This window comes from Streptomyces sp. NPDC057099 (assembly GCF_042671245.1).
GTDB classification, from domain to species: domain Bacteria; phylum Actinomycetota; class Actinomycetes; order Streptomycetales; family Streptomycetaceae; genus Streptomyces; species Streptomyces purpurascens.
In genome coordinates, this window is record NZ_JBHUTX010000112.1 from 1 (window position 1) to 2,538 (window position 2,538).

Sequence of the window (2,538 nt, forward strand, 5' to 3'; positions counted from 1 at the left end):
ACGGTTACCGTATGCGCGCTTATCGGGGACGATCAGCGGTCGGTCCGAGCACGGACCGGGGGAGTTTCGGAGGGGGATCTCGTGCGGCCACAGCGGGTGTTTCCGGAGCAGCGGCGGCGTACCCGGCGCAACGACGAGCCGCGTCCGCACCGCCTGAATCTCCGGCTCGGTGACGACGAGAAGGCAGCCGTCGAGGCCGCCGCGAAGCTCGCCCGGCTGACCCCCTCCAGCTACGCGGCGCACGTCGCCGTGTCCGTGGCGATGAGCACGCTGTGGCCGGTCCCGAGGACCCGGCGCGAGGAGCTGCGCGAGCTGCTTGCCGCCCGGATCGGGCTGACCCGGATCGGCACGAACCTGAACCAGATCGCGCGGACGCTGAACGCCGGCGGCGACGTCACCCAGGAGCAACTGGAGGCCGTTCTGCAGCGCGTCGGCGAGGCCGTGCGGCGGGTCGACGAGGCGACCGTCGTGAACATGCGGCGCCGCCAACCCGAACCGCCTGACCTCTGACCCCTCCGCCCGAAGGCGGTCAAGGGGTGACGGCGGGCGCTTCCACGGCAGGGCGGGGCGAGGGAGTGGTGCGGCGGCGCAGGCGGGCCTGGAGTTCGGCGGTGTCGACGGGGGCGTCGTCGTGCTCCTGGTCCTCGTGCTCGCGGCGGCGGCGTGCAGCTGCTTCCTCGCGGCGGCGGGCGAGGTTGTCGAGCATGTTCGTGTACGCCTCGGCGACCTGAGCGGCCGACAGGACTACCGCCGTGTCGGCGACGTCGGCCAGGGCGAGGATCTCGCGGACCCTGCCAGCGACGGCTTCCGGGTCGGTGTTGCCGTCCTTGCCCTCGGCGGCCTCCGTGGCTGCGAGGTCGAGGCCCTTGCGGGTGACGGCCGTCCAGCCTTCTTCGGCGATGGCGACGCCGGCGCGAAGCTCGCCGTCCTCGGCGTCCGAGCCGAACAGCATGTCGAGGTCGTCCTCGTGGGTGTCGCCGCCCTCGATGCCGAGCATCTGCCGCAGGTAGCGGGTCCATTCGATGGCCCGGCGGCCCTTGGTGGCCCGCTCGTACTCGTGCCACTTGGCCAGGTTCCACTCCAGCGTGCCGATGCCGGAGGCGCTGCCTTCCTCGCCGTCGTCGGGCACCCCGTTGGCCAGGTCGCCGATGCGGAAGAGGAGTTCGAACGGCGTGACGTTCTCCCCGGTGGCGGTCTTGAGGTCGGCGCGGGTCAGCTCCAGTGCGGGCTGCTTGCCGTCCTGGGTCTTGGCGATGTACTCGCCCAGGTCTTTGGCGTCGCGCTCGGTTTCCAGGCGCTTGAAGTCGATCGCGTGGCCCTTGCCGCCGCACGGGCAGTTGGTCCGGTCGCAGTCGTCCGACGGCCGCCACTTCGGGTTGATCCCCTGGAGGGCGCCGACCCAGACCGTCCGCCAGTGGTTCTGCCACTCGGTGAGCGCGTTCTCCGACGGCTCGAAGGTGCCGGCCACCCGCTTCTCGGCACGCTCGCCCGTGGTCCGGCCGCCGACGAGCACGATCGCGTGGATGTGCGGGTGCCAGCCGTTGGCGAGGCCGACGGTGACCTCTGTTGCGCGGATCATGCCGATGTAGCCGATCCGGCCGCGGATTCCCTCCGGGTCGCACTTCCGCCCGGCCCAGGTGCCGCCGGTGATGAGCCGCTGGTAGGCGCCCGCCTTCCGGCGGGTGGACGCCAGCTCAGCCTGCGTGGTGCGGAGATGGGCCTGCGCGTCGGCCAGCTCGCCCGCGGCTGCCTCCTTCGCGGCCGCCATCGCGGCGCGCTTCTGGCCCTTGGGCGCGGCAATCCGGGCGGCGTTCACGGCGGCACGGGTCCGGTCGGTGACCTCCTGGAGGGTCGTCTCGGCAACGGCGACGTTGGCCTTGGCGACGCGGATCTCGGCGGCCGTGCCGGACCGGGAGCCCTGGAGGGCGTCCATCAGGCCGTCGAGTCGGTCCTTGGCCGCGTGCCGGGTGGTCAGCGTGACCAGGTAGGCGGTGCCGCCTCGGCGGATCCACTCGACTACGGCCTCCGTGATCTCCTCGGCCCGCTTGTGCCGGATGGTCGCCGCGCAGACGGGGCAGAGCCAGATCCGCCCGCAGCGCATGAGGCCCAGGACCACGGCGGTCCCGGATGCCGTCTGCCCGACGATGACGCCGGAGGCCGGGTCCATCAGGCTCCGGCCGCAGCCCTTGCACGCGGGGTCGCCGGTGATCCGCCACAGCGTCCGGCGTCCGGCGTACCGGCGCGACTTCCGGGCCCTGGCCTGGAGGACGCGGTCGTGGTGTTCGTGCAGGTGGGCGGCCTCTGGCACGTCCGATTCGGCCCCTTGAGACCCGGTGGCCGCAGACCCCCCGGGAAACTCTGTTGTTTCATTCCCAAGGCGTCCGGATTTGCCGGACGACCCGCCACGGGCGGCTTCCCGCTCGATCTTGGCGAGGAGCCGCTTCGCGCGCTTGCGGCAGGCGTCGGAGCAGTAGATCTTGGGGCGCTTGCCGGGTACGCGGGTGATCTTGTTCCCGCACCCGCAGCGGGGGCCTCTGG

Annotated in this window: 1 protein-coding gene and 1 pseudogene; one reads left to right on the plus strand and one right to left on the minus strand. The window is 72.3% G+C overall.

Annotation, left to right across the window (positions count from 1 at the left end; translation table 11 throughout):
* The first annotated feature begins 81 nt into the window (after positions 1 to 81).
* Positions 82 to 510, plus strand: a complete 429-nt coding sequence (locus ACFT4A_RS42365; RefSeq protein ID WP_377210550.1) for a MobC family plasmid mobilization relaxosome protein — start codon at positions 82 to 84, stop codon at positions 508 to 510.
* A 1,399-nt stretch (positions 511 to 1,909) separates the two neighbouring features.
* Here the strand turns inward: ACFT4A_RS42365 and ACFT4A_RS42370 are convergent.
* A pseudogene (locus ACFT4A_RS42370) lies at positions 1,910 to 2,167 on the minus strand (replication protein); the annotation flags it as partial.
* Positions 2,168 to 2,538: the final 371 nt, after the last annotated feature.